This is a genomic window from Mycetocola saprophilus (genome assembly GCF_000718085.1).
Lineage (GTDB): Bacteria > Actinomycetota > Actinomycetes > Actinomycetales > Microbacteriaceae > Mycetocola > Mycetocola saprophilus.
This window is the reverse complement of record NZ_JOEC01000003.1, coordinates 157,455-181,769: the sequence shown is the minus strand read 5'-3', so window position 1 is coordinate 181,769 and position 24,315 is coordinate 157,455. Positions and strand designations below refer to the sequence as shown.

At 64.3% G+C, this 24,315-nt stretch carries 20 protein-coding genes; 9 read left to right on the top strand and 11 right to left on the bottom strand.

Annotated features, from left to right (window positions below; translation table 11 throughout):
• Positions 1-31 precede the first annotated feature (31 nt).
• Positions 32-958, bottom strand: coding sequence for an ABC transporter permease (locus tag IE92_RS0113320; RefSeq protein ID WP_030149000.1), 927 nt, complete (start codon positions 956-958; stop codon positions 32-34).
• 134 nt (positions 959-1,092) lie between these two features.
• Positions 1,093-2,256 (bottom strand): glycosyltransferase family 2 protein, encoded by a 1,164-nt coding sequence (locus IE92_RS17460; RefSeq protein WP_245601297.1) that lies wholly within the window; start codon positions 2,254-2,256, stop codon positions 1,093-1,095.
• Positions 2,257-2,384: 128 nt separating this feature from the next.
• Here IE92_RS17460 and IE92_RS18425 point away from each other — a divergent pair, with 128 nt between their 5' ends.
• Positions 2,385-2,759, top strand: coding sequence for a hypothetical protein (locus IE92_RS18425; RefSeq protein ID WP_156027561.1), 375 nt, complete (start codon positions 2,385-2,387; stop codon positions 2,757-2,759).
• A complete protein-coding gene (locus tag IE92_RS0113305) occupies positions 2,759-4,171 on the top strand; it encodes a glycosyltransferase family 2 protein (RefSeq protein ID WP_156027559.1) in 1,413 nt (470 codons plus the stop codon). Before IE92_RS18425 ends, IE92_RS0113305 begins: the two co-directional genes overlap by 1 nt.
• Before the next feature lie 66 nt (positions 4,172-4,237).
• On the opposite strand, the gene IE92_RS0113300 is transcribed toward IE92_RS0113305, so the two are convergent.
• Positions 4,238-5,593, bottom strand: a complete 1,356-nt coding sequence (locus IE92_RS0113300; RefSeq protein WP_043322174.1) for a glycosyltransferase — start codon at positions 5,591-5,593, stop codon at positions 4,238-4,240.
• 235 nt (positions 5,594-5,828) lie between these two features.
• Here IE92_RS0113300 and IE92_RS0113295 point away from each other — a divergent pair, with 235 nt between their 5' ends.
• Entirely contained in the window at positions 5,829-8,303 is a 2,475-nt protein-coding gene (locus IE92_RS0113295; RefSeq protein ID WP_281173601.1) for a glycosyltransferase, read from the top strand.
• Between the two features lie 94 nt (positions 8,304-8,397).
• On the opposite strand, the gene IE92_RS0113290 is transcribed toward IE92_RS0113295, so the two are convergent.
• Positions 8,398-10,053: a DUF2142 domain-containing protein gene (locus IE92_RS0113290; RefSeq protein ID WP_281173600.1), complete on the bottom strand. Its 1,656-nt coding sequence runs from the start codon at positions 10,051-10,053 to the stop codon at positions 8,398-8,400.
• A gap of 183 nt (positions 10,054-10,236) precedes the next feature.
• On the opposite strand from IE92_RS0113290, the gene IE92_RS0113285 reads away from it, so the two are divergent.
• The 3 genes from IE92_RS0113285 to IE92_RS17455 all read left to right on the top strand — a co-directional run bounded on the left by IE92_RS0113285 (position 10,237) and on the right by IE92_RS17455 (position 13,819).
• Positions 10,237-11,427 carry an acyltransferase family protein gene (locus tag IE92_RS0113285; RefSeq protein ID WP_052367304.1) on the top strand — a complete coding sequence of 397 codons (1,191 nt, stop codon included), beginning with the start codon at positions 10,237-10,239 and terminating at the stop codon, positions 11,425-11,427.
• 61 nt (positions 11,428-11,488) lie between these two features.
• Positions 11,489-12,577 carry an NAD-dependent epimerase/dehydratase family protein gene (locus tag IE92_RS0113280; protein ID WP_030148992.1) on the top strand — a complete coding sequence of 363 codons (1,089 nt, stop codon included), beginning with the start codon at positions 11,489-11,491 and terminating at the stop codon, positions 12,575-12,577.
• A 3-nt stretch (positions 12,578-12,580) separates the two neighbouring features.
• Positions 12,581-13,819: a hypothetical protein gene (locus tag IE92_RS17455; protein WP_051701956.1), complete on the top strand. Its 1,239-nt coding sequence runs from the start codon at positions 12,581-12,583 to the stop codon at positions 13,817-13,819.
• A gap of 73 nt (positions 13,820-13,892) precedes the next feature.
• On the opposite strand, the gene IE92_RS0113270 is transcribed toward IE92_RS17455, so the two are convergent.
• The 4 genes from IE92_RS0113270 to IE92_RS0113255 form a co-directional block, all read right to left on the bottom strand.
• Positions 13,893-14,288: a DUF2304 domain-containing protein gene (locus IE92_RS0113270; protein WP_030148990.1), complete on the bottom strand. Its 396-nt coding sequence runs from the start codon at positions 14,286-14,288 to the stop codon at positions 13,893-13,895.
• A gap of 32 nt (positions 14,289-14,320) precedes the next feature.
• A complete protein-coding gene (locus IE92_RS0113265) occupies positions 14,321-15,073 on the bottom strand; it encodes a glycosyltransferase family 2 protein (RefSeq protein ID WP_043322173.1) in 753 nt (250 codons plus the stop codon).
• Between the two features lie 60 nt (positions 15,074-15,133).
• On the bottom strand, positions 15,134-16,018 hold the full coding sequence (locus tag IE92_RS0113260; RefSeq protein WP_030148988.1) for a glycosyltransferase family 2 protein: 885 nt from the start codon (positions 16,016-16,018) through the stop codon (positions 15,134-15,136).
• A gap of 88 nt (positions 16,019-16,106) precedes the next feature.
• Positions 16,107-17,201, bottom strand: coding sequence for a glycosyltransferase family 4 protein (locus IE92_RS0113255; RefSeq protein ID WP_162178506.1), 1,095 nt, complete (start codon positions 17,199-17,201; stop codon positions 16,107-16,109).
• A 91-nt stretch (positions 17,202-17,292) separates the two neighbouring features.
• On the opposite strand from IE92_RS0113255, the gene IE92_RS0113245 reads away from it, so the two are divergent.
• A complete protein-coding gene (locus tag IE92_RS0113245; protein ID WP_051701954.1) occupies positions 17,293-18,312 on the top strand; it encodes a glycosyltransferase family 2 protein in 1,020 nt (339 codons plus the stop codon).
• A 24-nt stretch (positions 18,313-18,336) separates the two neighbouring features.
• On the opposite strand, the gene IE92_RS0113240 is transcribed toward IE92_RS0113245, so the two are convergent.
• From IE92_RS0113240 to IE92_RS0113230, 3 genes are all read right to left on the bottom strand, one after another.
• A complete protein-coding gene (locus tag IE92_RS0113240) occupies positions 18,337-19,653 on the bottom strand; it encodes an O-antigen ligase family protein (protein ID WP_051701953.1) in 1,317 nt (438 codons plus the stop codon).
• Positions 19,650-21,089, bottom strand: coding sequence for an O-antigen ligase family protein (locus IE92_RS16815; RefSeq protein ID WP_051701952.1), 1,440 nt, complete (start codon positions 21,087-21,089; stop codon positions 19,650-19,652). The genes IE92_RS0113240 and IE92_RS16815 overlap by 4 nt, the downstream gene beginning before the upstream one ends.
• 91 nt (positions 21,090-21,180) lie before the next feature.
• On the bottom strand, positions 21,181-22,359 hold the full coding sequence (locus IE92_RS0113230; RefSeq protein WP_030148983.1) for an acyl-CoA dehydrogenase family protein: 1,179 nt from the start codon (positions 22,357-22,359) through the stop codon (positions 21,181-21,183).
• A 182-nt stretch (positions 22,360-22,541) separates the two neighbouring features.
• Between IE92_RS0113230 and manA the strand changes: the two genes are divergently transcribed.
• Together manA and IE92_RS0113220 are read left to right on the top strand one after the other, a co-directional pair.
• Positions 22,542-23,753, top strand: a complete 1,212-nt coding sequence (manA, locus tag IE92_RS0113225; protein WP_030148982.1) for a mannose-6-phosphate isomerase, class I — start codon at positions 22,542-22,544, stop codon at positions 23,751-23,753.
• A 151-nt stretch (positions 23,754-23,904) separates the two neighbouring features.
• Positions 23,905-24,222, top strand: coding sequence for a WhiB family transcriptional regulator (locus IE92_RS0113220; protein WP_081864134.1), 318 nt, complete (start codon positions 23,905-23,907; stop codon positions 24,220-24,222).
• The last annotated feature ends 93 nt before the right edge of the window (positions 24,223-24,315 follow it).

The following is a 24,315-nucleotide window of genomic DNA, read 5'->3' as shown; positions in this document are numbered from 1 at the left end:
GGCGATTTTCCTCGGTGGGATGACGTGGTGCCTAGAGCATCTGCGCGAAGTTACCCTGCAGACGAGCGAATAGGCGCTGCGCGAGGAACACCCCGACCGCGCCGATCAGGGCGGCGATCCAGAGGTTCATCATGAGGTTTTCCGGGTAGGCCGCGTGCATCGCCGGGTCGGAGGTGTTTGTGGGGTCTCCGGCGGTCCAGAAGGCCCGCTGGAAGCCCAGCACGGCCATCGTGACCGGGTTGGAGTTGTAGATGCTGAGCAGGATACCGTCACCGAGTACGTTGCGCACATACTTCCAGGCGTAGAGGATCGGCGAGGCCCACATCAGCACCATCAGCACAACCTCTACCAGGTACTGCACATCGCGCAGGTAGACGTTCACCGCCGAGAGCAGCAGCGCCAGCGCGGTGCCGTAGAGCAAAATAACAAGCAGCGAGGGGATTGCGTAGACCATGTTCGGGGTCCACGGGAAGCTGCCCATCGCCAGGGTGGCTACCAGCAGAATCACCAGCTGGATGGCGAAGTTGAACAGGGCCGAACCGATCGTCGCCAGCGGGAAGAGCTCACGCGGCAGGTACACCTTTTTTACCAGACCGGCATTGGCAATCACCGAGGCGGTTCCACCCATTACCATCTCCGAGAACAGGCCATAGATGGTCAGACCCGAGAAGATATAGATCGCAAACTCGGGGATGCCGCGCTCGGCTCCAAGGAACTTACCGAGTACTACGTAGTAGATCAGCAGCTGGGTGATCGGCCGGACCAGGGTCCAGAAAAAGCCGAGCGCGCTGTCCTTATAGCGTGACTTGAGGTCGCGCTTCACAAAGAGCAGCAGCATGGCACGATTCTTCAGAATCAGCCGAACCTGCGCCCAGAACCGGTGTGCGCCTCGTTCGCTCGAGCCAATGTTTTCGAAGGGGAGGCGCTCCAGGGCGGCCATGCGTTCCTGCGGGTTCATCCAGTTGTTTTCCGTTCAAGCGTCCGTGCACGGGCACAGTGGTCAAGAATGTAGTCTAACCGCTGCTGCCTGAACGTCCGACGTGCAGCGCAGATCGCGGGGAGGTTTGCCGCGGGATCGGGCGAAAGAACCGACTAGTTGGCCCCCGAGGAGGAGGTGCGCCGCAGACGCGAATCCACCCGGACCAGGAACCGCCGGCGCAGAGCCTGCAGTTCGCGCTGAGTCAGATCGAGACGGTGGTGAGCATCCTCGCGTTCGGCCGTTCGCGTGTCCAGCTCGGATTGCAGCCGAGCCGCATGTGCCCGAGACTCGGCCAGCTCGGCTGCCGTGTGTTCGAGCTCGGCGGTGGTGTGGGAGAGCCGTGCGTTCAGCCTGAAAGCGTCGGCGCGAAGCAGCCCCAGGGTGCGCTCCTCGGCCTCCGTCTCGGGGGCAAAGAGTACATCGGGGACAACCCGAATTCCGCTCTTCTGCAAGCGGGATTCCAGGTTCAAGTCGGGGTTCTGATCGGCCCCGGCAATCTCCTCGGGGCTGAGACAGCGCGCAATATAGAGCGAACGCAGTGTCCCGGCGCGGAGGTGACTGTAGTCCCGCATACCGTGATGGTTCGGGCTCGGAGTCAGCTCGGGATTGGCCTCATAGGAGCGACCGGCATTTTCAACCTTGCGGCGGAACTGGTCCCAGGAACGCCAGGGCAGGTGCAGCACCTCGATCTCCCATTCGGGGTCCGGAGCCCCTTCGGAGGCGATGCTCACGAAGTGGTTCCCCTGAACCACGTTGACCTCGGGATCACCCACGTGTGCACAATCGTGAGTCGAATGATCGCGGAGACCAATTCTGGCCAGTTCGGCTGCATCGCGCGTGTCTCGGAAACGGAGGCGCTCGAGCCCGGTTCCGGCTTCGGCGGGTGCCCCGGTCATATCCACCACGGGAACAATAAACGAGCGAATGCTTTTGGGGATGTGACTGAATGCTTCGGCGAGGGTGATTTCCGGGTTCTTCGCAACCCAGAACTCGTCGGCATCCGCGTTGAGTACCCAGTCGGCCCCGTGCAGGGTGTAGGCATCCCGCGCCATCTGGGTGACCACGGGGGACTGCTGCTTGCGATGTACCGGATCGTGTCGCAGTTCAAGAATCCCCTGGTCGGCGTAACCCTGCAGGATTTCGGTGGTCCCATCCACCGACCCATTGTCGGTGACAACAAAAAATGCGACGCCCTGTTCGCGGTGGTGATCAATCATTGACGCAATCACATCCGCCTCATCGCGGACCATGATCGTCATCACAATTCTTGGTGTCATAGGTAGTGCCTCCACCGGTTATTGTACGCATGAGATCCTGAACGAGAGGGCATCCCCGGCGGTTATGGGCGGGGCAAACGATAGAATGTGCCGTGGCCAAACGGCCGTGCCAAGCGAAAGGTGACCCCGTGACTCAGACCCCCGCAGAGGAATCTCCGCGTCGTGCCGAGAACGACGACGCCCTGGACGTGCTGACCGCGCGAGTCCGCGAGTTGGAGCATGAGCGGCTGCGGCTGCGGGACCAGCTCATCGGAAGTCAACAGGAGCTTGAGGCGCTGCGCACTCGCGTGGGCGATGGCGATGCCGCCCAGGCTGCCCTTAACGCGCAGGGTGCGTGGGAGCGGGTCGAAGCACTCGAGGGCGAACTCAATACGCTGCGCCACGAGAGTGATGTGCGTCTGCGCGAGCAGGAGCAAGCATTCCGGGCCAGCCGCACCTGGCGGGTCGGTCATGCGGTGCTGCGTCCACTCTCCCTGCTGCGTGGCTCGCGGAGCGCGGGCTAGTGCGCTGCATTATTGACGGGCGTGGACTCAGCGATCCGCAGCTCGACGTCGCCCGAGAATCTGCTGTGCGTGCGGGGTTCGCGCCCGGCGAGATCGTCGTGGTCACCGCGGCTCAACCGCACCTGGACGACTCGTTGCGAGAGTACGGGCTGACAATTCTTCGATTCGGCTCCACCCTGGCCGAAAAAACCCTCGATCGCGTGCGCGAGGCTATCCATCATCACCCCCGGGCCCGGCTGATCTACGCTAATTCCCTGGTGCAAACGGGCTCGGATGCCTCGATTGTGTTGCGCCGCGTGGCGTGGTCCCCCCAACGGGCGCTGGTGCAGGACTTCTTGGGACCCGCGGTGTTTGTCCGCCCCGATGTTCTAAGCGAGTCTCAGTGGGAGCTGCTGCGTGTCCTCGACGTACACGCGCTGGCCGTAAGTCTCGGGTTTGAGGGCTCGGACGTCGTGGTTCATGAGGATCTCGCCTGGAGTGTGGTGAGGGAGTACGAACAGGACCAGGCCCGCGACCAGTCCAGCATGGCCCACATTAATGAGGTGCTTGAAACCCGTCTGCCCGGCTGGTCTGTGGTGCCCGAAGATACCTCCGCCGGTGCCCGGGTGCGACGCCCGGTTATCGAGGACGCTCTGGTATCGATCGTGATCCCCACCCGGGGGACCGGCGGCGAGGTACTGGGACAGGAACAGGTCTTTGTTGTGGAAGCCGTGCGTTCGGTGCTCGCCTCCAGCCCCGATGCACATCTGGAATTCGTTGTGGTGTATGACACCGCCACCCCGAAGGATGTGCTGGACGAACTCCGTGCGCTCGCCGGAGACTCGCTTGTGCTGGTTGAGTACACCCGCCCCTTTAACTTCTCCGAGAAGTGCAACGTGGGTTTTGTGCATAGCCGCGGAAACTACGTCCTCATGCTCAACGACGATGTTCGAGTCACCTCGGAGCGGTTCATCGAGGATCTCATTGCCCCCCTTGCCGATCAGCGGGTGGGTGTTACCGGAGCATTCCTGGTGTTTGAGGATGGCAGCATCCAGCACGTGGGGCACTGGTATGCCGGACGCAGCCCACGCCACGCGATGATCACCCAGCCGGCCCACCAGGACGGCCCGCGCGACGTGCTCCTGCTGGATCGGGAAGCCTCCGGACTCACCGCCGCCTGTGTGGCATTGCGCCGCGAGACCTACCGCGAGATCGGTGGTTTCAATGAGGGGTTGCCCAGCAACTATAACGACGTCGACTTCTCCCGGAAGATCGCTACCCTCGGCCTCAGCATGGTCTGGGTCCATTCCGCCCGCGGGTATCACTTCGAGTCGAAGACGCGCATTGGTACCGTGCACGAGTGGGAGCATGAGCGACTGCACGCCCGTTGGCTGGTGCAGGGATCGGACCCGTTCTGGACCCACGGATCCTAATACCATTTCCATCACAAAGCCCCTCGTCGCGCTCGCGACGAGGGGCTTTGTGATTGGTGTGCCGTCCTAGCGGTGGCGCAGTCCGGTGAGCTTGCGCAGGGGGGCAGTCAGCCGCCAGGAAGCACTCTGCTCGAGGCCGGCGATCCGCGTCTCCAGCGAACGGACGTACTCCGAGCGCGGGGTTGACAGGCCGGCCACCAGGTCGGGGGCGCGGTGCGGGGCGGCGCAGAATTCCACCAGCGGACGCAGCGCGTTGAGCCAGGTCATCTCGCGTGCCAGGGCCTTCGAAGCCTGTGCCATCGACTCGCGTTCCTCGGCAAACAGCGCGGTCTCCAGGGCAGCGGAAAGCGCGTTCACATCCTCGGGCGGGACGGTGATACCCAGACCGTTGGTGGTGATGATCGAGTCGAAGGTATCGCCACCGGTAGCGACGATCGGCAGGCCCGCCCAGAGATAGTCGAGCATCCGGGTCCGGAAGCTGAAGGCGGTTTCCACGTGCTCAAAGTGGGTTGTAACCCCCACATCGGCATCGCACAGGTAGTTCACCCGGTCGTTATAGTCGACCCACTCATTGTTGAAGAAGACGTGGGTATCGGTCAGGCCGAGCTCGGCAGCCAGTTCTCTGGTGCGCGTGGCCATCTCCATGACCGGAACATCGGGGTTGGGGTGGTTCATCCCCATGAAAAACAGTCTGACGTTATCGTGGCGCTTGCGCAGGTCATCAACCGCGTGCACGAGGGTGATCGGGTCAAACCAGTTGTAGATACCGCCGCCCCACAGGATCACCTTGTCTTCGGCACCGATGCCGGGGACGGCCCCCTTGATTGCGTGCCGGGTGGGCTCGGGTTCCTCATTGGTGACACCAAACGGTGCAACAGCGAGCAGCGAACGCAGACTGGCATCAGCATCGTAGGTAACCGGGTTGATTCGCCCCAGCGCGGCGAGCTGCCCGAGCCAGAAGTCGCGCTGCTTCTCGGATGCGCACAGTAGGAAGTCCGCGCGCTCGATCTGCACGTTGAGGACCTCCGCGGTCTGCAGGGTAAAGTTCATCCGCTGGTCCTCGGGCAGGTAGCGGCCCTGTTCCAGGGTCTCCAGGTGCATGGGGTCATAAATGTCAGCCACGATCACGGTATCGGTGTCGGCGATCCACGGATTGTGGTGGATCAGATGTCCCTGAAAGACGACCGCGTCGGCCCATTCGACCTCGGCTCGCAGCTGCTCATCGTTGACGGCGAAGACCGGGAAGGGAGCTTCGGAGAGATCGCAGCGGGCGGTGGAAACCAGGTGAACCTCGGCCACCGCGGACACCTCATGGGCGATGTGCCAGGCGCGCATTGCCGGTCCCGCCATGCGAGCACCCAGCGTGTCACCGGTGGCGATCAGGATCCGCGGGGTGCGAGTGGTACTGGGTGTGGCTGCCATCAGATATCTGCTTTCGAAGTCTATTCCGGGAAGGGCACCGCCTCGGTGCAGCCCGCAGTTCAGCAACGCGGGCGCGCGGGCCACCAGACAGTTTACAGGGGGCTCCGGGACGTTGGTGGGATCTCGCCTGCGCGGCCCACGCCCGGGATAACGGGCCCGGAATGCCGTGCTCGGCAGCGCCCGAGGCACGGATTGGTAGGATGGCACTGCACAAGACTCGACTGAAAGAGGTGCTGTGTTGCCAAACGGGCAGAGTGGTGTTGTCTCCGTAATCCTTGTGAACTTCCGGGGAACCGATGACACGTTGGCAGCGATTCGGCACCTGCAGGAGCAGGACTGGCCGCAGGAACGGCTGGAGATCGTGGTGGTGGAAAACGCCTCTGGTGATGACAGCGCCGCACGGCTGAAGGCGGAAGCCACCGGGATCACCCTGATTGAATCCGCCGAGAATCTTGGGTTTGCCGGCGGGTGTAACCTCGGCGTGCGCAAGAGCCGAGGCGAATACGTTGCCTTTTTGAACAACGATGCGCGCCCCGATTCGCGTTGGATCGCCGCGGCTGTCGCTCGCTTTGAAACCTCCGCACGGATTGGTGCCGTCGCCAGTCGAGTGCTGGACTGGGAGGGCGAGAAGGTCGACTTTATCGGTGCCGCTCTCACCTGGTATGGCATGGGTTATAAGCCCCTCACCGGTGAGCCCGTGCCCAGCGTGCCCGACACCGTACACGACGTGCTGTTTGGTACCGGCGCGGCAATGTTTGTTCGTCGCAGCGTCTACGATCAGCTGGGCGGGTTTGACGAGCGCTACTTCATGTTCTTCGAGGATGTGGACCTGGGGTGGCGCCTGAACCTGGCCGGTTACCGCTACGTGTATGAGCCCGAGTCCCTGGCCTTCCACAAGCATCACGCATCGATGAGCAAGTTTGGTGCGTTCAAGGAAACCTATCTGCTTGAGCGCAACGCCCTCTTTACGATGTACAAGAACCTCGGCCAGGAGTCTCTGCACGAAAACCTCGCGGCGGCTCTCGCGTTGACCGCACGTCGTGCCGTGGCCCGTGGCGAGCTAGATTCGACCTCCCTGGATCTGCGTAATGGCGGTTCAGACGACGAGATGCAGGAGGTTGCCAAGTCGACCCTGGCCACCCTCTACGGTGTTGATCAGTTCGTTTCCGAGCTTCCGGGTCTGCGCGCCGACCGGGAAAAGATCCAATCCGAGCGGGTGGTCTCCGATGCGACGCTGTGGCGTCTCTTTGGCGAAACCGATGCGCCCGCGTTCACCGGTGACTACTTCCACAAGGGCTATGTCAACCTGGTAGAGACCTTTGCGGTACTCGATGGGCCCAAGGACCGCCACGTTCTGGTGATCACCGGTGATCCGATCGGTGTCAAGATGGCGGGACCGGCGATCCGTGCCTGGAATATGGCTCAGGCCCTTTCGGTAACGAGCCGGGTTACCCTGGTCACCCTGGCCGGGGTCAAGGATATTGACGCGCCGTTTGACATCGTGCACGTTGCGCCCGGGGATGACAAGGCGATGCGGGCGCTCGAAGCCGAGGCGGACATTATCGTGTTCCAGGGCCTTGCCATGGCGATGTTCCCCTCGATTCGGAACACCACCAAGGTCCTGGTCTGCGATATCTATGACCCGATGCACCTTGAGCACCTTGAGCAGGGGCGCGAACACGGCGATGCCGAGTGGACCCGCCAGGTGTCCTCGGCCACCGATGTCCTCAACGAACAGCTTGAGCGGGGTGACTTCTTCCTGTGCGCCTCCGAGCGACAGCGTCACTTCTATCTGGGACAGCTGGCGGCGCTTGGCCGGATCAACCCGGCGAACTACGCCGATGACCCCGACCTGACCGGGCTGATTAGCGTGGTGCCGTTTGGTCTGGACTCGACGCCGCCTCGGCATGAACGCGACGTGCTCAAGGGGGTTTGGCCCGGCATCAACGCCGACGATAAGCTGCTGCTTTGGAGCGGGGGCGTCTATAACTGGTTTGACCCGAAGAACCTGATCCGTGCGGTGGCCAAGCTGGCCGAAACCCGCCCCAACGTCAAGCTCTTTTTCCAGGGCACCAAGCATCCCCACCCCGGGGTGCCGGAGATGGCGATCATCGCCGAGTCTCGTGCGCTCGCCGCGGAGCTGGGTGTGGCAGACCGCAACGTATTCTTCAACTCATCCTGGGTTGACTACGCCGACCGGCAGAACTTCCTGATGGAGGCCGATGCGGGGGTGAGTACGCACTACTCACACATCGAGACCACGTTCTCCTTCCGCACTCGAATCCTCGACTACCTCTGGGCCGAGCTGCCCATGGTGGTCACCCGGGGTGACCACTTTGCCGAACTGGTCGAGCGTAACCAGCTGGGTGTCGCGGTGGACGCCGAGGATGTGGATGGTCTGGTTGCCGCCCTGGATCGCGTGCTCTTCGACGAGGAGTTTGCCGCTAACGCACGGGCAAATGTCGCCCGCGTACGTGAGGAATACAAGTGGGAGCGCGTGCTGGCCCCGCTGGTTGACTTTGTGGAGGGCGCTCACTTCGCCCCCGACCGCGTGGCAGCCGGGGCTCGTCTGGATCGGGCCGAGACCGGACGTACGGTCCGCAAGCGTAAGCGAGGCCTCGCCAAGGACATCGAACTCGTTGGGTTCTACCTCAAAAATGGGGGACCGCGTGTCTTGCTGAGCAAGGTAAAGTCGCGCCTGTCGCGCTAGAGCATCGCTAGCTCAGCACCGTGCCCCGACCATCGAAAGATGACCGGGGCACGGTGCTAAGCGCGTGGCGTGCGCGAAGCGTGGTTTCGCGTGGCTAGGCGCGCGTGGGTAGGCCCTCCGCGCCATCCTGGGCGTGGGATGCGCGGGAGCGTTCTCCAATCCGGGGTTCTTCGACCGCCGCTGTGAGGCTCGCTGCGGGCTGGGAAGCCTGCGCTGCCGGGGCATCGATTTTCGCGCCGCTGCGGGGCGTCTCGTCACGCAGCGGAAGTTCGGATCCTCGTCGTCGCGGCAGATCCATCAGGATTGCCAGAGCGATCAGTGTCACGGCAAACAGTACGCTGCCCAGAATCCACAGCTGGAACGGGGAGAAGGGGCCGCTGGGCGTCCACTGTGCACCGAAATCAATGTTCAGCGATCCGTGCGATCCCACATAGCGCTGGAGGTTTGAGCGCAGCGCCAGGGACTGTGAAACGCTCAGCGCCGCGATAATGACAATACGCTGCGCCCAGGAGAGGGTGATTTCCCGTCGGCCCAGGGGAACCAGCCCAACGATCACCAGCATCAGGAAGATGGGGAAGAGGTAGCGAGGCTGGACCTCGGCACCCACCAGAACCTTGTTGGCCACCAGTGCGTATAGCGGGATCATCACAAACGCGATACCCAGCCCGATCATCGCTACGGACTTGCGTGCGTTCATGATGCGCAGGCCGGTGAAGACCATGGCGCCGAACACCACGAGCGGAGGAAGCCAGGAAACGGCGGGCAGCGCGGTGTCCAGCCAGCCCAGGCCCCAGCGCAGTCCGAAGAGCCCCGACCATAGCTGAGGCAGCTCAACCAGGTTGCTGTAGAGGAGGGTGCCGAGGCCCATTCCCGGGTTGTTATGCGCGAATGCGGTGCCATCTGCGGTGACGGTTGCCTGCGGCGAGGAGAGATAGAGCACAACGGCAATCAGCGAAACCACCACCGGCAGAATTAGCGTTTTCCACTGTGCCCGTTTGTATCCAAATCCGAGGACGCTCGCCGCGAGCATACCAATGATCACATAGACGGAGCTGTCACCGCGTGCGGAGACTCCAATCAGGATCGCCACCGCAGCGATTGCCGCGAGGATCCAACGTTGTCTGCCGCTGGTGCGGAAGTATCCGAGCATTGCGATCGTGGTGACGGTGGCCGAGGTGATCGACCAGCTGGTGGGGTTTGCCGAGGCGATCATGAACGCCCCGACCGGGATCACGGTGACCAGCGTGCCGCCGATCAACGGGAAGCGCAGGTTTCGGGGCAGGGCCCAGGCCGCCACCGCCAGGAGAGCAATAAATAGCGCCGAGTTGAACAGGCGAATCGCAATCGCCGAGCTTGTGATGTGATCGGAGGCAAACACGCTGAGCACGGCGTAGAACCCACCCGGGTACACCGGAGTGCCGAAGTTTCCGCGATCGGTTGTAATCGTGTTGCTGTGCGGCTCATTAAAGTTCGGTCCCTGACAGCTGGCCGCTACATCGGGCTTGAAGCTGTAGCAGACAAGCTCTTGAAACGATGCCGGTAGTTTCCGAGTCTCTGCCGTGGGGCCGGGCTCACACAGTCCGTCACGATCTCCCTGGCCGCACCAAATACTAGCCATATGGAAGTCATCATCGGGGCTTGATCCGGCCGGAGAGGACACGGACCAGATCCCCAGTGTCGCAAATCCCGCGAGAAGGGCAATTATGATGAGTATCGCAGGGAATTTTGGTCGTGAGGCCGGTTGAGTCATGCTTGCCATCTTACGTGCCGGGCCGTCGTTCTTTTGCAGCGCCCGCACGCGTCAGTTATGTTGCTCGGGCATTTTAGGGCCCCAAGATCTGGGCCCTTCCGCGGTGTATTAATCCGCAACCGAGTGTGAACGAAACGGAGTATCCCGGATGGAAACCTACCCCGCAGATCAGTGGTGTGCCCAGTGACCCCGCGAGGAAGCCTGTCTCAGGCGCTGAACGGGCACCGTAACTCACTGGGGGTAATCCGCCTGGTATTGGCGACAGCGGTGATTTTCTCCCACGCATTTCCGCTGGGCGGTTGGGGCCATGACCCGGTTGTGATCTTCACCCGTGGACAGGACAACCTGGGTGGGCTGGCGGTGCTGGGGTTTTTTGCGATCAGTGGCTATCTCATCACAAAGAGCGGAATGAATTCCGACGTCGTGCAGTACTTTTGGCGACGAGTCCTCCGTATTTTTCCGGCGCTGTGGCTGGTGATTTTGGTGACCGCGGCCGGCGTTGGACCGATCGCCTGGATGAGCATGGGGCGTCCGCTCGCGGAGTACTGGGTGCGCGCTCCCGGTGGGCCCTTTCACTACGTGTGGAGTAACGCCACTCTTCAGGGCGGCCCGTTTGGAATCTTCGACATCTTTGTCACCAACACCCCGTACGGTGTGGAAACATCCTCGAGCGTGTTTAACGGCTCCCTATGGACTCTTGCCTATGAGTGGGGCTGCTACGTCATGATTGGCGCGTTGGTGCTGGTGATGGCATTGCGCTTTGCGAAGTGGGTTGTGCCACTGGCCACGCTGGGGTTTGTGGGGATCGCGCTGATCGCCCGATTCCGTCCCGAACCACTGTTCGCAGCATTTCCCTACTTCGCTGACCGCTACCACATCGACCTCACCCTGATCTTCCTCTGGGGCGCTTGCGCCGCGCTCTACGGCAAACGTATTCCGATGCGTCATTGGATGGGAATCCTGGCGGGCGTTCTCGCCCTGGTCGCGGCGCTCACCGGGTGGCTGAACCTTTTCGGTTATCCGGCCGCGGCCTACTTCATCTTCTATTTGGCATCTGCGCTGCCGAAATCGTGGCAGTGGATCGGAGCCAAAAACGATTACTCCTATGGCATGTACCTCTATGGGTTCCTTACCCAGCAGGTCACCGCATCTCTCGGCTGGCATCACCTAGGCTATCCGCTCTGGACCGCGCTGTGTGTCCTGATCGCGTTTGGATGTGCGTGGATTAGCTGGCACGGGCTCGAAAAGTGGGCGATGCGGTTGAAGGATTGGGGACCTGGTCGCGGGATCCGCTACTGGTTCGATCGCCTACGCTCCCCATTCGTCGGCACCGGGGAGCGTACCGAGGTCGCCAATGCCACCCGTTCCGTATAAACCCGTTACCCTTGACAGGGGAATTCATTCCCCATCGACTCCCACAATGAATGGAAATCACGTGACTCAGAAGGCATCCCTCGGCAAGGTTTTGGTGACCGGAGGCGCCGGCTTCATCGGTAGCGCACTCTCGCAGCTGATCGCCGACCGTAGCGAGGGGTGGGTCGTGATGGACTCGCTGCACCCGCAGGTCCACCCGGGCGGCAAGCGTCCGGCCGACCTGCACGAGAAGGCCGAACTGATTGTGGGCGACGTGGTGAACCCCGAGGACTGGGACCGCGTCCTGGAGCACGGTCCGTTTGATCTGGTAGTGCACCTGGCCGCCGAGACCGGAACCGCCCAGTCGCTGGCCGAGGCCAGCCGCCACTCGCGGGTGAACGTTGTGGGCACCACCGAGATGCTGGACGCCTTCACCCGGGCCGGACAGATCCCCGCCCGCATCGTGCTGGCCGGAAGCCGCGCCGTGTATGGCGAGGGACGCTGGACCCACGAGTCCGACGGAACCGACTTCTACCCGGGCATGCGCACCCACGCTCAGCTGGCGGCCTCGCAGTGGGACTTCCCCGGTGCGGCCCCGGTTGCCGCGCGTGCGGACCTCAACATCCCCACCCCGACCAGCATCTACGGTGCCACCAAGCTGGCCCAGGAAAACCTGCTGACCGCCTGGGCGGGATCCCACGACACCACCGTCAACATCCTGCGTCTGCAGAATGTCTACGGCCCCGGACAGTCCCTGATTAACTCCTACACCGGCATCGTTTCGCTGTTCTCGCAGTGGTCGGAAATCGGCAAGCAGATCCCCGTCTACGAGGATGGGGTGATCACCCGCGACTTCGTCTACATTGACGATGTGGCCACCGCCTTTGAGGCCGTGATCGACTCCGACCCGGCCGTGACCAACGGCCAGGTGTACGACGTGGGCAACGGCGTGGGCACCACCATCTTCCAGATCGCCGAGATCATTGCCGAGTACCACGGTGCCCCGGCACCCACCGTCAACGGTGCCTTCCGCGATGGCGACGTGCGTCACGCCTGGGCCGACATTAGCCGCACCACCGAGGTGCTCGGCTGGTCGCCGGCGTGGAACGTACGCACCGGTGTGGCCGCTCTGCAGGAGTGGATCGCCGGCCAGGACGAGCGGGTCGTCTAACCCGTGACCACCACGACCGGCGGAGGCCGGGCAGTTTCGACGATTCTGCTCGCCACGGCCATTGCCGGGGTCGCCGGGTACGTCATCCAGCTTGTCCTGGTGGGCACCACCTCGGATGAGCAGTGGGTACGTATCTCGGCCTTCTGGTCCACGCTGTATCTGATCGTGGCCGGGCTCAGCGGCATCCAGCAGGAGGTCGGTCGGGCCACCCTGCCCGTGCGCACCACCCGCCCCACCGGTGCCCTGAAATTCACCCTGTGGGCCTCCGGCGGGCTGGCGGTTGTCCTGGGTCTGAGCGGGCTCGTCTGGGCACCCCACCTGTTTGTGGAGGGCCCGTGGGTTGCCCTCATCGCGATGATCGTGGGAGCGGTTGGCTACGTTGCCGTCGCCGTGCTCTGCGGGGTGCTGTACGGCATCGAGTTCTGGCGTGCGGTGGCCGGGATGATGATCATCGACGCGGTGCTGCGCGTGGTGATGGTGGTGCCGATCACGATCTTTGCCGATTCGGTCCCGCTGACCGAGTGGGCGGTGGTGCTTCCCTTCCCGCTCTCGGTTCTGCTGTACTGGCCGTTTATCCGCCATCGGGTTCGCGGTTCGTTCACCCTGGACGTCGGGCTGCCGCGACTGAGCTGGAACGTGTCGCGCACGGTCGTGGCCACCATCGCCACGGGTGTGCTGGTCAGCGGCTTCCCGCTGGTATTCCAAGCCACCTCTCAGCACGACCCCATTGCAACCCGGGCAACGCTGATCGCGCTGGTCATGCTGACCCGTGCACCGATCGTGATTCCGTTGATGGCGCTCCAGTCGCTGCTGATCAGCCGGTTCCGTGGCAACCCGCACACGGGAACCCTGATCGTGAAGCTTCTGGCGGCCGTGGCCGTGGGGAGCGTGGCCCTGGGCCTGCTTGCGGCTTGGCTTGGGCCGTGGATTCTCGGCGTCATCTACGGCGATAAGTATGCCGGGGTGGGTGGCCTTCTGATCGGGGCCGTCGTGGTTACCGCGGGAGCAACCGCGGCCCTGTGTGTTACCGGATCGGCGGTCCTCGCGCGTGGTTTGCACTCGGCATTTGTGGCGGGATGGGTGGTTTCAGCGCTGGCCCTGATCGCGATCCTCCTGCTCCCCCTGCCGGTCGAGCCTCGGGCCATCACGGCCCTGGGTGTGGCTCCGCTGCTGGGTCTTGCGGTGCACGCGGTCACGCTGGTTCGCACCCGGGCGGAGGCCCCGGTCATCGGCAACAACTAACCACGCAAGAAAAACGCCCCGCACCGAATGATTCGGTGCGGGGCGTTTTGCGCGGGACGGATGATGTGCCGGACTAGTCGGCCGCCCCCGGACGCGGGGAATCGCCCTCCAGGGCCTCCACCCGCTCGGTGAGCGCCCGTACCCGCTCGTTGGCGAGGGCGGCCTCCTCGGTCAGGGTGCGCAGACGCTCCTCCTGCTCGGAAAGCTCGGAACTGTGCTGCAGGCAGACCAGGAACAGGACCGCGGCGCTGGCAAAAAACACCAGGTTCAGGGGCACAGCAATGCCCAGGGCACCGGCAATCCCATCCAGCAGCGAGGGGAAGGCCCCGGCGATGAGCGCGATGAGTCCCGCCCCGAGCCACCAGAATGCGTGGCGTTCGCGCATGCGTCGTCTCCGCAGCATTTCGATCACCACCGCGAGAATCAAGACCGCCGCGAGGATGCCCAGGAGCTGAGGCAAAAAGTTCATAGGGTGCACGTCATTCCTTCTCGGGGGCCGGGCTAGGCGGTGGTGCCTGCGGGACGGGTCGCCTCGGGGGTGTGCACCGACACCGAGGGCCGCATCAGCGCAACCAGCAGGGCCATGAATGCGCGTCCGAGATAGAGCGCCGCCTTGACCGGGTTATGCGAGGGGGTGCCGCCCGCCCGGGGGCGCATGGAAACGGGGATCTGGGCGATGACACAGTCGGCGCGTGCGGCAATCACCAGGGCCTCGATGGTGTCGCCCAGGTATTCGGCCGGGTAGTTCTTGGCGAAGAGCGCCAGGGCGCGCGGACCGGTGGCCTTGAATCCCGAGGTGGTATCGGTCAGTCTGGTTCCACAGATCTTGGAGAGGATGGCCGAGAGCACCTTCATTGCCCACTTGCGGGGTCCGCGTACCTCGTAGTCACCGCTGCCGGCGAAACGGGCACCGATGACGATGTCGGCGGATTCCAGCCCGGCCACCAGATCGGGAACGGACTCGGGGTTGTGCTGGCCGTCCGAATCGACCTGGACCACATTGCTAAACCCGTGCTCCAACGCGAAGCGGAAACCCACCCGCATCGCTCCGCCCACCCCGAGGTTCAGCGGCAGCGTGACCACCGTGGCGCCGGCCTCGCGGGCGACCCGGGTGGTGTCATCCGCGGACCCATCGTCGATCACCAGGCAGGCAACCGCTCCGAGCTTCTCGTGGATTTCACGCACCACATCGCCCACCGAGGCCTCCTCGTTATAGGCGGGGAGGACGATGAGCGTTGAATCAAGCGAAACCATGATTTTTATCCTACTGGGGGAGGCGCTAATTGGTTCCGGGGCATACCCGGAGTGGAGGAATCAGGACCCAAAAATGTGTCGGGACAGTGACCGGGTGGCCGGCATCGAGCGTGCCTTGAACGCCGCGGGCAGTTCCGAGAGCGCGTTGGCGCGGGAGGTGAAGCGATTGCGGGCGGCCCGACGAGCCCGGGCCCAGCCACGTTCGCGTGCCTGTTCGGCCGCCTCGGCAAAGACCGTGCGCTCCTGGATGAACTTCGAACCGTCGGGACCGGTCTTGGCCGAGAGTGAGGTTGCGTGGCGGCGGTACTGGAAGACGATCGTATCGTCCAGCACCAGCGATCCACCGGCGAAAAAGATGCTCAGCAGCATCGAGAGATCCTGCACCACGTCGAGGTCGGTGCGGAAGCTGCGGCTTTTCAGCTCCTTCACGTTCCACACGAGGGAGGGGAAGTAGGTCCAGTTTCCGCGCAGCAGGCTGGTCACCAGCTCCTCGCCGGCAAAGGAACGCGCACCGTATCCGTCAAAGCGGATCCGGGCCTTGATCCGGTCGGCCAGCGGCTCGTACACGGCACCGTCGCCGTCGATGACCTCAACACCGGGCTGGATGACGCCGGCATCGGGGAACTGCGTGGTGAGCTCACGCACCCGCGCCACATATTCGGGCAGCATGATGTCATCGCAGCCCATAATCACGGCGAAGTCCGCCTCCATCAGGCCGATGGCCTTGTTGTAGTTGCGGCTAGGACGCAGATTCTCGGTGTTGCGAATATAGGTGATCCGCTCGTCCTTGAGTGACTTCGCCCACTCGCCCGGCTCCAGATCGGGGTACACGTCATCGATAATGATGAGTCGCCAATCCGGGTCGCTCTGGTTTAGAACACTGTTTACCGCCTCGCGGAAGTGGTCGAAGCGGCCATAAAAGGGGAGCATGATATCGAGAGTCACACTGGGTACGGTAGCAATGAAACCCGTGTTTTCGGTAATTCGCGTCCCGATCGCGGCCCGTGGCGACGGACACGGCGAGCCAGACAGGCTATCCGAGTTCGCGCCGGAAGACCTCCAGGGTCCGTTCAGCAACCCGGGGCCACGAGTACTGTGCCGCGCGCTTGGGGCCCACCTCGGCGAGGTGGGCGGCCAGCGCCGGATCGGTCATCAGCCGGGTGATCGCGGCGGCAATCGAGTCGACGCTGCTCGGGTCGGCGTAGACCGCGTCATCCCCGCAGATCTCCCTGAAGGCTGGAATATCGCTGAGGATCGCCGGCAACCCGATCATCATTGCCTCCAGCGCGGGCAGGCCAAAGCCCTCGACAAATGACACCAGCCCCAGCGCCGTGGCGTGCTCGTACAGCTCGCCGAGCTCCTCGGCGCTGAGCCAACCGCGCAGATCCACCCAGTCGGCCATTCCGGTTTCGGCGACCACCGCGCGCAGCGGATCCTCGGTACCGTGGCTGCCGGTGATGACCAGGCGCGGGCGAATGGCCTCATCCACCCGAGCCAGGCCGCGAATCAGGCCGTCCCAGTTCTTATGCGGGCGGCGGTTACCGGTGGCCAGAATGTAGGGGGTCTGATCGGGCACAACCGAGCGTGGGCGCTCGGTGGGGCGCGCGCCGGCGAGCGGGATCACATCGATGCGCTCGTCGGGGATGCGCATGAAGCGCTGGATCTCCGACTTGGAAAACTCGGAGATGGTGATCACCCGGGCAGCGTTTTTGGTGGCCCGGGTCTCCATCCACTTCACCGGCTCGGTATAGAGCGGGGTGGTCATCATCTCGGGGTGAGACCAGTACATGACATCGTGCAGGGTCAGGACCACGGGGATTTTCGATCGCATCGGGCCGAGCGAGGCGGGGGAGTGGATCAGGTCCGCGCCGACGGATTTGGCAAACTTCGATACCGCGAACAGCTCGCCGCGGGCCCAGGCGACCCGGTTCTCCCCGCTGATTCCCGAATTGACGGTGCGACCAGGGAACCAGGAGAGGTCCATTCCGCTGGCCTCGACGCTGGCAAAACCGACGAATTCGATCCCCGTTTCCAGGGTACCCAGCGCGCGATACAGCTCACGGGTATAGGTCTCCATCCCGCCCTTGGTACCGGTATAGGAGAGCAGATCGCACACAACAATTGGCATAGTTCCCCACTGTAACAGTGTGCGCGGGGAACGCACGGCTCGTGCCCGGTAGTGTGGGGGATGCGAAGCCGGGCCCGCAACTGGAGGAAACATGAGCCGCGATATTCCCCTCACCCCGGGGCACGAACCGATCACCGTGGTGGTGTGTACCTTTCGCGGGACCGAGTATCTGCGTGCGCAGCTGGAGAGCATCCGAGCCCAGAGTGTGCCTCCCGCCGAGGTGATCGTCTCCGATGACGCCTCCCATGATGGAACCGTGGAACTTGCTCGCGAGGTTCTGAGTGCCGAGGGATCTGCCTCGATTCCCCACCGAATTATCGTGAACGATCCCGGGCTGGGAACCGCCGAGAACTTTCGCCGGGCGGTGCTCGGTGCCCGGACGGATCTGGTGGCGCTGAGCGACCAGGATGATGTCTGGTTCCCGGACCGGTTGGAGCGGGCGCTCGAGCGCCATGCCGCCGATCCGGACCTGGAGCTGCTGTTTGGCGATGCCCGCCTGGTGGATGCGGCGGGTACGGATCTGGGCCTCGGCCTATTCGAGACGCTGGACATCTCTGCCGCGGAGCGCACCCTGATTCTTGAGGGGCGGGGATTTGATGTGCTGCTGCGCCGCAACCTGGCAACGGGGGCGACGGTGACGCTGCGTCGCCGACTGGTGGAGTGGGCGGGGCCGGTGGGGGCCGACTGGCTGCACGATGAGTGGTGGGCCATCCTGGCGGCGTCACGCGGGCGAATCGGGTTCACCACCGCGGCGCTGATCAACTACCGGCAGCACGGGAAGAACCAGGTGGGGGTGACCAAGGCGTCGTTGCGCACCAAGATCTCGCGGGTCCTGGAAGCCGATCCGGATCGCAATCCGAGGCTCGCCCGCCGCACCCGGGCGCTGGTCCAGAGACTCGATGAGGTCGACCCCCACACCCTCGTTGCGCCGGACGCGGTGCTTGCCGACGCGCGCGCCAAGCTGCGCATCGAAACCTTCAGGGCGGAGCTTCCCACCAACCGGCTGCGTCGCGTCCTGCCCGTGCTGCGGGAGTCTCGCCGCGGCGATTATGAGCGGTATACCTCGCAGGGCCGGGCGGAGATCCTGCGGGATCTGCTGCAGCCGCGCTAGCGGTCGTGGCCGGTGGAGGCGGACCTACTCGCGCGGCACCGGGGGCAGGGCGCGCCGGGTTTCCCGGAACCGCGCCAGCCAGGAGGTGGAGCGGGAGGCGAGGATCGCGCAGATCACCAGCATGACCCAGCCACCCGAGGTCAGCACAAAGCTCTCGGCCACCGAGGTTCCGGCTAGGGCCACCATGATCAGCGCGGGCCAGGTATAGGTCACCGTGCGGCGGTTGCTGGCCAGCAGCCAGGATCGAATAAACGCGGTGATGGCCAGAATCGCGAACAGGCAGATCCCCACCACTCCCACCTGGAGCGCAACATCCAGGTAGGCGTTCAGGGCCGAGGTATGGTGGTTTTGTAGGGTGAAGTTGATGGTGTTGTACGGGGTGGTGGACGCGCGCCACATGCCGGTCCACCCCCAGCCCTCCATCGTATTCACCGGGATCAGACGCCACACCTGGATCCACAGTGAGTAGCGGGTGAGAAACTCCCCGTTGGCGTTGAGCAGGGTCAGTACCCACACTCGGTTCAGGTACACCACGAGGGCCAGGATCACGCTGAGGGCGAGCAGGACCCACTGCAGAGCTGGCCTGCGCGCTGCCGGTGCCTTACGGATTCCATAGAGCGCGGCGGAGGCAATGCCCAGGACCACGGCCACAAACATCATCACAGGCGAGCGACTGAGCAGCAGACACATCACCGCGAGCGAGATCGAGAAGCCCGCCAGGGGCTTGGGCACCGAGCGGGTGCGCCACTCGATCACAAACGAGATCAGCGCGATCATGGTGGCAAAGGCCAGGAAGCTTCGCGAGCCGAAGATGCCCTGGATCGGCCCACCCGAGGCGATGGTGCCGCTGATCTTGAGGAAGGGCACCGGGGTGTCCAGCAGAATGCCCGAGAAGATCTCCAGCATCAGCGAGGCGGTGAGCAGGATGCGCATCGCGGTGCCCACCGCTCGCACCACCTGGATCGTGTCGCGGCTGAGGGCCACCGCGGCGGCCAGGAACCCGAATCCGAGCTGATAGGCGGCCCCCACCATGGAGTTTGCCGGGGAGGTGGCCCAGATGACCGAGATGGTGCACCAGCCCACAAAGGCCAGCACGGTGAGCGGGATGACCCCGCCCCACTCGATGTATTCGCGCCTCCCGATCAGCATCAGGGCGGCCAGGAAGCACAGCGTGGCCAGCCCCGCCGCGACGCCGGCCCAGCCCAGCAGCGACTGGGTAAAGGGCACGCAGAAGGACCACCCGATGATCGTCACCGCGAGCGCCTGAACCCCCGGCGCACCGGTGAGAACCTCGCGCAGCTGTCGGATCGGAGCGGCGCCGCCCTGGTCCGGACGACTCATGCGTGCGCCGTTCGGGTATCGCCGGGCGGGGGCACCTCGGGGCGGTCATAGCGCGGCTGCGGATCGGCATCGGGGGCCAGGTCGGTGCCCGCATCCATCAGCGGGCGGCGCACACCGGTGAGCGCAAACAGGCAGATCAGGACCCAGCCGGATTCCACCAGCGGACGGCTCTCGGCGATGGACTGGACCAGCAGGGTCACCAGGATCAGCAGCGGAACCAGGGCATAGGGGGAGAAGGCGCGGGCATCGTTGTGGTCCACCCGGGGGCGGTCGATCGCGGTGAACCAGGCACGCCAGAGCGCCGAGGCCAGGGCCAGGGCCAGCAGAATGACACCGATGATGCCCAGCTGCATCCAGACGTCTAACCAGGTGTTGTGTGCCTGTAACTGGAGCACGCGGTTACGCACCACCAGGTGGTTGAAGGGCTCGACCCAGGGGACCCACGGGCTGGCGAATCCATTGCCCAAAATCGGGCTCTTTTCGGCCTGCTTGATCACGGTGGCCCAGATCTCGGCGCGGCCGGTCAGATCCGAGCTCTTCCCCAGCAGCGAGAACACGCGATCCCGCAGCAGCCAGAAGGCGATACCGCCCACGGCAAAAATGCCCCCTACGATCAGGGAACGCGCGAACTGCTTGCCCGGTGCGCCGGCGCGCACCCAGAGTGCGGCGGCACCAACCACGATCACCGCGGCCAGCGCCAGCACCAGGGTCGAGGAGCGGGTCAGCGCAAACAGCAGGACCGCCAGGGCGAACCAGGCGGCGGTCACCCAGCGCCGGGGTTCGCGCGCGCGGGCGGCGGGGGAGAGCCCGGGGTAGGCGAGCAGGCGCAGCCCCAGCAGGATGATGCCCAGCAGGGCCACAAACGCCAGCAGGTTGGCGTTGCCCAGGATGCCCTGGATCCGGTCGCCGGTGAACAGGACGTTCCGCGACCAGTACGCCAGCAGCGGCGGCTTATGCCCGTATTCCACCCAGAAGGGCAGGACCGGGTGACGGATGATCAGCGAGACCACCAGTTCAAATACGATCGAGAGCGCCAGCACCGCCTGGACCGCGCGGGTGAGCGCGCCGATGATCTCGTTCCAGGTCATCACCAGGGCGAGCATCAGCGCGATGGCCGTGCACGCGAGCATGCCCAGCAGGGTAATCGCCGATCCGCCGGGATAGGCCGACCAGATCAGCGAGAGTACCGCAAAGAGAATGTATCCGGTCAGCGCGAGCGGCCAGGGGCCGGTCAGCGGGCGCGGACGCAGCCGGATCGTGAGCACCACGCAGGCGATCAGCGTGATCGCGGCCACCACCAGGTATCCGGGGAAACCGAGCAGGTTGCGCAGCCCGTCGCCCGCCAGCGCCACAAACAGCGCAAACGTGGCCACCGCGCGCAGCCACAGGCGCTCCGTGGACAGCGCGGCGGGCGGGAGAACTCGGGTCTCGGACATAGCTCAACACTACCCGGTAGGTCCGCCGATCCACGCCGAATTGCCCGGCGATCCAGCCGGATTCACGGTGAACCGGGTGTGCCCGCCGTGCCTAGACGAACGCCGCCTTGCCGGTGATCGAGCGACCCACGATCAGGGTGTTCATCTCGCGGGTTCCCTCATAGGAGTACAGGGCCTCGGCGTCGGCGAAGAAGCGGGCCACCCGGTAGTCCAGCACGATGCCGTTGCCCCCCAGAATCTCGCGCGACCAGGCCACGGTCTCGCGCATCCGCGAGGTGCAGAAGGACTTGGCGAGGGCCGAGTGCTCGTCACGCTGGGCATCCTCATCGTGCATCTCCGAGACCCGCACACACAGCGCGATCGACGCGGTGATATTGGCCAGGCACTTGGCCAGCAGATCCTGGATCAGCTGGTGGGCGGCGATCGGCTTCCCGAACTGGATGCGTTCGCGGGCATATTCCAGCGCCGCCTCATACGCACCGATGGCCACGCCCACGCTGGACCAGGCCACGCCGGCCCGGGTGAGGCGCAGCACCTTGGCGGTGTCGGCGAAGGAGTTGGCGTTTTCCAGCTTGAGGGAGTCGGGGATGCGTACATTGGTCAGCGTGATGTCGGCGTTCTGGACGATGCGCAGGCTGGTCTTGCGCTCGATCTTGGTGGCCACATAACCCGGGGTGGAGGTGGGCACGATGAAGCCCTTGACCTGGTTGTCGGCGGTGTCCTTGGCCCAGATGATGGTGATATCGCTGAAGGTCGCGTTACCGATCCAGCGCTTCTGGCCGTTGAGAACCCAGTGGTCCCCATCCCGGGTGGCCGTGGTGGTCAGCCCGCGGGCGCTGTCCGAGCCCGAGAGCGGTTCGGTCAGCCCAAAGGCCCCGACGATCTCGCCGGTGGCCAGCCGGGGGAGCCACTCGGCGCGCTGGGCGGCCGAGCCGCAGACCCCGATCGAGCCCATGGCCAGGCCCTCGGTCACGCCGAGGAAGGTCGAGATGGAGGCGTCGACGCGGGAGAGTTCGAGTGCCAAGAACCCGCGGAACACCGCGGAGTTTTCCCGCGGCCGGGTTTCCTCCCAGGCCCAGGTGCCCACGCCGGTGGCCATCAGCGGGCGAATCAGATCATGCGGAAACTCCGCGGCCTCCCAGAGATCGGTGACCCGATCGGCGACGTTCTCGGCGAGGTAGGCGCGGACCGTGGACAGGGCCTCCTGCTCATGGGGTTCGAGCCGGGTGGTGAACCCGTAGAAGTCACTGTCGAGGGGCTGGAAGGTCATGATCGCTCCTTTGCTGAATCACCGATGAAACCGACCCCAGCCTAGGGAGAGGCCGAGGCTCGCGCCAGACACCTTGGCGAGTTCCTCCAGACTTCGTCACGACCGAGTGCCCGGACTTGTATGGTGGGCATAAGCACATCCAGGACGGCCGTGTACGGCGCACCCGTAGAAAAGAGGAAGCAGTGTTCGTCACCCTCACCAATACTCCCCGCGACTATGCCTGGGGTGCCCCGGGCGCGATCAGCGCTCTGCTGGGTGGGACGCCCACCGCGGCGCCGGAGGCCGAACTGTGGCTGGGAACCCATGCGGGCAGCCCGACGCGGGTGAGTGCACCGGAGGGGCCGGCGAGCTTTGGCACGCTGGCGAAGTGGCTGGCGGCCGAACCCGCGGCCGCGGGGACCGAGAGCGGTGCGCTGCCCTTCCTCTTCAAGGTGCTGGCCGCCGGGTCTCCGCTGTCGATTCAGGCTCACCCCAACGCCGAGCAAGCGCGCGCTGGCTTCGAACGCGAGAACGCCGCGGGGATCGCCCTGGATGCCCCGAACCGTAACTATCGGGACCCCTTCCCCAAGCCCGAGCTGATCGTGGCGATGGAGGACGGATTTGAGGCGCTCTCGGGGTTCCGCCCGATCGCCGAGGTCATCGCCGACCTGGACGAGCTGGTGCACGCCGGAGTGCAGGACCCGGTGCTGCACGCGCTGCGCGAGCGGCTCACCCGAGCGATCGAGGCGGGTACCGAGGGGGAGGTGCTGGCTCAGGAGGTTTCGGCCGCGCTCGGGGGCGATCGAGAGGCCGAGCGGGCCGCGCTGGTCGCGGCCGCCGCGTCGATTTCCCGGGTGCCGCTGCCCCATCTGGCCGAGACGGTCCGCCTTCTTGTCGCGGACTATCCCGAGGATTCGGGTGTGTTTGTGGCACTCTTCCTCAACCGGGTCACCCTAAAACGGGGGGAGTCGCTGTATCTGGACGCGGGAAACATGCACGCCTATCTGCGCGGTGTTGGACTCGAGTTGATGACGGCGAGTGACAATGTGTTGCGCGGCGGAATGACCCCCAAACACGTCGATATTGCCGAGCTTTTGGCCGTTGTCAGGTTTACCCCCGGCCCCGTTCCGTTCCTGGATCGTGATCAGATTGCCCCGGGCATTGTGGGCTATCAGCCGGCCGGCGCAAACTTCGCCCTGTACCGCGTAGACCCCGAAATTGCGGGAAGTTTTGCGGTTTCGGGACCGGCGATTACGCTGCAAATCCGCGGCGAGGCGGCCCTGGATCGCGGCGCGGATCACACCGATCTGGTGCGCGGAGAAATCCGATATCTGACTCCGAGCGATACGCCGGTACGCATCGCCGGGAATGGTGAAATTTGGATCGCCGCGGGCCCGTCTGGCGTCACCGCTTGAACACGATTTGAACCTGTCGGCGCGTCGTGAAGTCTCTAGCTTGCGCTGAGGGTTTACGATCTGCGACTTGACGAATCCCCAATTACAAAGGTGTAATTATCTAGGTGTCACTAACCGGTGCACCGAAACACCAAGGGGAAAGGGGGTCGATATGTCACTCGACTATCGACAGGGGGTTCCCGACGACTGGTTTATTGACCCGGTTGATCTGGGAGTACCCGGAGTACGCCGCAATGACGAGGACGGGAATCCTCTGTCATGGCAGGCAGACTCGCTGTGTGCGCAGACCGATCCCGAGGCGTTTTTCCCTGAAAAGGGCGGCTCCACACGCGATGCAAAGCGTATTTGCACCTCGTGTGAGGTGCGGGCTCAGTGCCTGGAATACGCGTTGGGTAACGACGAGCGGTTCGGAATCTGGGGCGGACTTTCCGAGCGCGAACGTCGCAAGCTGAAAAAGCGCGCGGGCTAGGACTCACCACGGGGGTGGAATCTGAGGATTCCGCCCCGGTGTGCTTCCTGGGCATCCGCCGGGATTTATGGCGCGCCGAGGCAGCGAGTCCCG